The 7,077-nt window shown below is 66.9% G+C and carries 4 protein-coding genes; 1 reads left to right on the top strand and 3 read right to left on the bottom strand.

Going from position 1 to position 7,077, the window contains the following annotated elements; all coding sequences use genetic code 11:
* The first annotated feature begins 76 nt into the window (after window positions 1-76).
* Window positions 77-772, top strand: a complete 696-nt coding sequence (locus tag BT264_RS00285) for a response regulator (protein WP_072435825.1) — start codon at window positions 77-79, stop codon at window positions 770-772.
* 92 nt (window positions 773-864) lie between these two features.
* Here the strand turns inward: BT264_RS00285 and BT264_RS00290 are convergent, their stop codons facing one another.
* The 3 genes from BT264_RS00290 to BT264_RS00300 form a co-directional block, all read right to left on the bottom strand.
* The gene (locus BT264_RS00290; protein WP_072435826.1) at window positions 865-1,590 is read right to left on the bottom strand and encodes a LuxR C-terminal-related transcriptional regulator; all 726 of its coding nucleotides are present in this window, start codon (window positions 1,588-1,590) and stop codon (window positions 865-867) included.
* A gap of 338 nt (window positions 1,591-1,928) precedes the next feature.
* A complete protein-coding gene (locus BT264_RS00295; RefSeq protein ID WP_072435827.1) occupies window positions 1,929-2,639 on the bottom strand; it encodes an OmpA family protein in 711 nt (236 codons plus the stop codon).
* A gap of 103 nt (window positions 2,640-2,742) precedes the next feature.
* The coding region (locus BT264_RS00300; protein ID WP_177318995.1) for a YadA-like family protein at window positions 2,743-7,077 on the bottom strand (4,335 nt) is incomplete at its 5' end.

Here is a 7,077-nt window from a genome sequence, read left to right on the forward strand (position 1 = left end):
CCGGACGCTCGTGCTTTCGCCCCGACCTCCCCCGCACGGCACCCGCCGCGCGGCGCAACATGCAGGTACAACCGACATGCCAAGAACTTTTCCCATCCGCATCGTGATCGCCGACGACCATCCGGCGGTGGTCATCGGCGCACGCTACGAACTGTCATCGACAAATACGCTCTCGGTGGTCGCAAGCGCCAGCAACTCGACCGAACTGATGGAAACGCTCGCGAATCATCCGTGCGACGTGCTCGTGTCCGATTACGCGATGCCGGGTACCGAATACGGCGACGGTCTCGCGCTGTTCACCGCGATCCTGAAGCGTTACCCGAATCTGCGCATCGTCGTGATGACGATGATGGAGAACGCGGTGGCGCTGCGCGCGCTGCTCGATCTCGGCATCGCGTGCGTGGTCAGCAAGTCCGACATGACGAGCCACCTGACGATGGCGATCCACGCGGCCTATACGAACGGCCGCTACCTGTCGCCGTCGATGGACCGGATCCTGCGGGCCGCCGGCAACACGGGCGGCAAGGCGCCGGCACTCTCCGCGCGCGAGCTGGAAGTGATCCGCCTCTTCGCGTCGGGCCTGTCGGTCAACGACATCGCCGAGCAACTGAGCCGCAGCAAGAAGACGATCAGCACGCAGAAGAGTTCGGCGATGCAGAAACTGGGCATCGAGCGCGACGTCGATCTCGTCCGCTACGCGATCTCGTGCGGGCTGGTGTCCGACTACGGTTATGCGACGCCGCTGCCGGCCGTCAACGAAAGCCCGCACTGACGGCGCGGTGACGATGCCGGCGCATGGCCGGCCGCACCCGCCCGGACGAATGACCGGGCACCCGAACCTTGCCGGCGCCCACTACGCGCCGGTCAAGCCGGATCGGTGCGCCCTTTCCCTTCTCCTTCCTGCTCCACCGCCTTGCCCTCGCTACCGGACGCGGCGACGATCCCGTGCTCCATCGCGTAGCGCAGCAGATCGATATCCTTTTCCACGCCGAGCTTCTGCATCGCGCGCGCCTTCTGCGTGCTGATCGTCTTCTTGCTGCGGCTGAGCTTCTCCGCGATCTCGTTGACGGTCATCCCCGACGCATACAGCCGCACGACCTCGATCTCGCGGCTGCTGAGGCTCGGCGCCTGGTCTACGATCCGCGCGCTCGAATGCGCGGACAGCGTGCGCACGACCTTCTCGACCGACGGCGAATAATAGGTGCCGCCCGTCGCGGCCGCATGCACGGCAGGAATCAGGTGATCGATCGCATCCGACTTGCTGACGATGCACGCGATGCCGAGCCGCACCAGCGCGCCGACCACCGCCGCGTTGTCGAGCATGGTCAGCACGACCAGCTTCACGGCCGGGTAATTGCGTTGCAGGTAGGAGAACAGCGCGATGCCGTCGCCGTGCACATTGCCGGGCATCGCGTAGTCGGATACCAGGACGTCGCACGCGCCCGCATCGAGCAGCGCGATCAGCTCGGTCGAATTGCCGGCCGTGCCGGCGAGCCGGATCGTCGGCACCGACGACAGCCCATGCTGGACGCCGACGAGCAATGCCGGATGGTCGTCGGCCAGTACCACACGTATCTGATAGCTTCCCATAGTCGTCCGAGTATTCACCGCTGTCGCGGGGGGCCGAACGGCCGCCCGATTGCCGGCGACGGCGCATGCGCGCCGTTCTTTCTGGATCGTAATTGGGCGCTAGTTTCGCATGAAACCGGGGCGATCAGCCAAGGATCGGACGGGAGCGGCCGCCGCGCGGCGCCCCGCAAAAAAGAAAAAAGCCGCCGGCTCGGTCAGAGCGGGCGGCTTGGCATGCCTGCCGGGACAACGGGGTGCGGCGGTCGATTGCACCCTGTTCCTCCACCGGCTCGTGACCGGCGAAGGCCCTGGCGGCACCGGCGAACCGGCACCGCGCGATACGTCATTGCGTCACGGCTTCATTGCGTGTCCAGGCGGATCTCGACGCGGCGGTTCTGCGCGCGGCCGGCGGCCGTCGCGTTGGATGCAACCGGATCGGCCGCGCCGAGGCCTTCGGCGGCGAACGACCGGGCCTGCAGCCCGTTCGCACGCAGGTAGTTCACCACGGTGCGCGCACGCGCTTCCGACAGCGTGCGGTTATGCGCGGCGCTACCCGTCGAATCGGTGAAGCCCGTGATCGCGACACGCGAGAATTCCACGCCGCGATTGGTCGCGATGAAACGATCGAGATCGTTGCGGGCCTGCGACGTCAGCGCCGCGCTGTCGGTCGCGAAATTCGCGTCGCCCTGCAGCAGCACCTGGCGCTGCTGAACCGGTTGCGGCTGCGGCGCAGGTTGCGGCTGCGGTGCCGGCGCGGGTTGCGCGACTGGCTGCGGCTTGCCGCAGACGAACGTGATTTCGCGCGGATCCTTCATCGGCGCGCGGCTGTACACGCGGTCGATCATCTCGAGCGGCGTGAAGCCCTGCCCGCGGCAGAATTCCTCCGCCGCGCGTGCGCACGAGTTGGCGCTGCCGAGCAGGCCGTCGCAGCTCACGCGGAACACGTTGTCCGGCTTGCCCGGGATCGATACCGCGCGAATGTCGTAGGTGAGCCCCGATTGCGTCGTACATGCACCGAGGACCATCGCGAACGCGCCGATCGACGCGACGCGCAAAAGCTTTGAAGTCATGGTCTTGAGTTGGCGTCCGCCCGCAGGCGGACGCGCTTGTCTGAGAGGTTTGAAAGATCGAAGCGGCATCGCACGGGCGGGGCGCATGGCCCCGCCCTGCGCATTACCACTGGTACGACGCACCCACGCCAACCGTGTTGCCGCCGCTCGACAGACCCACGCCGGCCTTCATCTTCAGGTTCTGCGTGATGCGGGCCTCGCCGCCGAACGCCACCGCCTGATAGCCCTTGTAGGTCGCACCGCCGACACCGAACGACAGCGTCTTGCCCGGATCCACGCCCGGAATCATCGTCAGCGCAGTGGCTGCCGCGATACCCGAGTACGCGTTCTTCGACACGTCGTTGATCTGGCTCCCCAGACCGCCGACCGCACGGTCGAGCTGACCCTTCGTCGCGGCGTCGTTCGCGCCCACGCCGTCGGCAATGTTCACGATCCGGCGGTTGCCGGTGTCGGTGCCGTTGCCGAACGAGACGGTGTTCGCCTCGTTCGCCACGGAGCCCGAGCCGATCGCCACCGAACCGCTGCCGGTCGCGTTCGAACCCTGGCCGATCGCCGTCGCGTTTTCGCCCTTCGCGGCCGAACCCGCGCCGATCGCCGTGCCGCCGCCTGCGGCCACCGTCGAACCGGAGCCGATCGCCGTGCCGTCGTTCACGCCGGTGCCGATCGATGAACCGGAACCTGCCGCCACGTTGCCGGTGCCGGTGCCGGGGTTCGCCGCCGACGAGCCGCCCGCGGTCTGGTCGGTCGCGCCGAAGTACGGGTTGGTGCCCGTCCCGCCGCCGTTGCCGTCACCCGGGGTGCCCGGCCGCAGCTCGAGGCCGCCGACACGGTCGTCGAGGTTGCCGATCTTGTCGTTCAGCGCGCTCAACTGCCCGTAGTTCACGGCGTCGTACTGGCTCGTACCGTCCGCGACGTTCGTCAGCCGCACCGGTGCCGCGCCCGACCCGCCGAGGGTCACCGAACCGAAGTTCGGCGTGCCGTCGCTGTTCAGGTCGTAACGTACCGCGAGCGAATCGGTCGCGCCGTAGGCCGCCGCCGCTTGCACGGCTTCCGCCACGGTCGAGTACTTCTGGCCCTTCACTTCGATCGCCGTGTTCGCGAGCGTGCCGTCCGCGTCGACCGTCGTGCCGCCACCGATCGTGTCCGCCACGCTCTGCGCCGTGCCGTGCAGCTGCGAGCCGTTGATCGCGTCCGTGCTGGTCGCGTTCACCGCACCCGCCGCCACGTTCGTCAGCGTCGTGCCGTTCGTGCCCTTCAACTTGACTTCGTCGAAGTTCGCCGATTCGTCATCGTTCGTGCTGTACGTCACTGCCAGCGACGTCAGGCCCGAACCCGGGTTCGTCGGATCGACCGGCGCGACGAGGCCAGCGCTCTTCAGTTGAGCCACGTTCACCGCGTCGGTGTCGTCCGTACCGGCAGCAACGTTCTTCAGCTGCACCGGGCCGGCCGACTTGCCGCCACCCAGCGTCACCGCGCTGTAGTTCGGCGTGCCGTCCGCGTTACGGTCGTATGTCACCGCGGCGATCGATTGACCCGTCACCGGATCCACCAGCCCCGAATCGGCAAGCTGGTTGTTGATCACCGTGATGTTCTTCGTGTTGGTCGCAACACGGCCATCCAGGTTGTCCAGCGCGTCGCCGACGTTGCGGTAGTCGGCCTTCGCCGCGACGTTGGCCGGATCGGTCAGCGAATACGTCGGCGCCGTCACGTTGCCGTTGGCGTCGACGGTCGAGCCGCCGCCCAGCGAATCCGCGACGCTCTTCGACACGCCATACAGCTGCGAGCCGTTCACCGCGTCCGTGCTGGCCGTATTCACCGCGCCGGCCTTCACGTTCGTCAGCGTCGTGCCGTCCGCGCCCCTCAGCTTCACTTCGTCGAAGTTCGCCGAACCGTCGTCGTTCGTGCCGTACGTCACCGCCAGCGACATCAGGCCCGCACCCGGATTGGTCGGATCGACCGGCGCAACCAGGCCCGAATCCTGCAACTGACCCAGGTTCACCGCGTCATGCCGATCCACGCCATCCGCCACGTTCGACAGCGTCACCGGGCCGGCCGACTTGCCACCGCCCAGCGTCACCGCGTCGTAGTTCGGCGTGCCATCAGCGTTGCGGTTGTACGTCACTGCGGCAATCGCCTGGCCATCGTCGCCGATCAGGCCCGAGCGCTTCAGCTGGCTCACGTTCACTGCATCCGTGTCGGCCACACCGGCCTTCACGTTTGCAAGCGTCGTGCCGTTCGTACCCATCAGCTTGACCTCATCGAAGTTCGCCGAACCGTCCGCGTTCTTGCCGTACGTCACCGCGAGCGACGTCAGGCCCGCACCCGGATTGGTCGGATCGACCGGCGCAACGAGGCCCGAATCCTGCAACTGACCCAGGTTCACCGCGTCATGACGATCTACGCCATCCGCCACGTTCGACAGCGTCACCGGGCCGGCCGACTTGCCGCCGCCCAGCGTCACCGCGTCGTAGTTCGGCGTGCCGTCCGCGTTGCGGTTGTACGTCACTGCGGCAATCGCCTGGCCATCGTCGCCGATCAGGCCCGAGCCCTTCAGCTGGCTCACGTTCACCGCGTCCTTGTCGGCCACACCGGCCTTCACGTTGGCGAGCGTCGTGCCGTTCGTGCCGCCGCCCAGCGTGACCGTGTCCTTCGTCGCGCTGTCGTACGTCACCGCCAGCGACGTCAGGTTGCCGTTGCCGTCGTCGCCCACCAGGCCCGCGTTCTTCAACTGGCCGAGGTTCAGTGCGTCATTGTCGTCCGTCGCATCCGCCACGTGCTTCAATTGCGTCGGGTTCGTGCCGTCACCCAGCGTCACCGAACCGTAGTTCGGCGTGCCGTCCGCGTTGCGGTCGTACGTCACTGCTGCGATCGCCTTGCCGTCGCCGCCGATCAGGCCCGAGTCCTTCAGCTGACTCACGTTCACCGCGTCCTTGTCGGCAACACCGGCCTTCACGTTCGCAAGCGTCGTGCCGTCCGTGCCGCCGCCCAGCGTCACCGTGTCCTTCGTCGCGCTGTCGTACGTCACCGCCAACGACGTCAGGTTGCCGTTGCCGTCGTCGCCGACCAGGCCCGCGTTCTTCAATTGGCCGAGGTTCAGTGCATCGCTGTCGTCGGTTGCATCCGCCACGTGCTTCAATTGCGTCGGGTTCGTGCCGTCGCCCAGCGTCACCGAACCGTAGTTCGGCGTGCCGTCTGCGTTACGGTCGTACGTCACTGCTGCGATCGCCTTGCCGTCGTCACCGATCAGGCCCGAGCCCTTCAACTGGCTCACGTTCACTGCATCCTTGTCGGCAACACCCGCCTTCACGTTCGCCAGCGTCGTGCCATCCGTGCCGCCACCCAGCGTCACCGAACCAAGGTTCGGCGTGCCATCTGCGTTACGGTCGTACGTCACTGCTGCGATCGACTTGCCGTCGTCGCCGATCAGGCCCGAGCCCTTCAGCTGGCTCACGTTCACCGCATCCTTGTCGGCCACACCGGCCTTCACGTTGGCGAGCGTCGTGCCGTCCGTACCGCCACCCAGCGTCACCGAACCAAGGTTCGGCGTGCCGTCCGCGCTACGGTCGTACGTCACCGCAGCAATCGCCTTGCCGTCGTCTCCGATCAAGCCCGAGTCCTTCAACTGGCTCACGTTCACTGCATCCGTGTCGGCAACACCCGCCTTCACGTTTGCGAGCGTCGTGCCGGCAGCACCACCCAGAGTGACCTTATCCTTCGAGGCCGTGTCATACGACACCGCCAGCGGGTTCAGGCCGATATCCAGATCCTTGATTGCTGCCGTCAGTTGATCCACGTTCACCGCATCGGTGCCCGCGACACCTTCCGCGACGTTCGACAGCGTCACAGCACCGGTCGACTTGCCGGCGCCCAGCGTCACCGCGTTGTAGTTCGGCGTGCCGTCCGTGTTGCGGTTGTACGTCACTGCAGCGATCGCCTTGCCATCGTCGCCGATCAAGCCCGAGCCCTTCAGCTGGCTCACGTTCACCGCGTCCTTGTCGGCAACGCCGGCTTTCACGTTCGCGAGCGTCGTGCCGTCCGTGCCGCCACCCAGCGTGACCGTGTCCTTCGTCGCGCTGTCGTACACCACCGCCAACGACGTCAGGTTGCCCTTGCCGTCGTCGCCCACCAGGCCCGCATCCTTCAACTGGCCAAGGTTCAGCGCGTCACTGTCGTCCGTTGCGTCCGCCACGTGCTTCAGTTGCGTCGGATTCGTGCCGTCACCCAGCGTCACCGAACCGTAGTTCGGCGTGCCGTCTACGTTACGGTCGTACGTCACTGCTGCGATCGCCTTGCCGTCGCCGCCGATCAGGCCCGAGTCCTTCAGCTGACTCACGTTCACCGCGTCCTTGTCGGCAACGCCGGCCTTCACGTTCGCCAGCGTCGTGCCATCCGTACCGCCGCCCAGCGTCACCGAACCGAGGTTCGGCGTGCCGTCCGC

Origin of the sequence: Burkholderia sp. NFPP32 (genome assembly GCF_900119325.1) — a bacterium.
Taxonomy (GTDB): Bacteria; Pseudomonadota; Gammaproteobacteria; order Burkholderiales; family Burkholderiaceae; genus Burkholderia; species Burkholderia pyrrocinia_C.

Coding starts and splice junctions, on each gene's coding strand:
- BT264_RS00285 (WP_072435825.1), top strand. CDS start 77: ATGCCAAGAACTTTTCCCATCCGCATCGTGATCGCCGACGACCATCCG.
- BT264_RS00290 (WP_072435826.1), bottom strand. CDS start 1,590: ATGGGAAGCTATCAGATACGTGTGGTACTGGCCGACGACCATCCGGCA.
- BT264_RS00295 (WP_072435827.1), bottom strand. CDS start 2,639: ATGACTTCAAAGCTTTTGCGCGTCGCGTCGATCGGCGCGTTCGCGATG.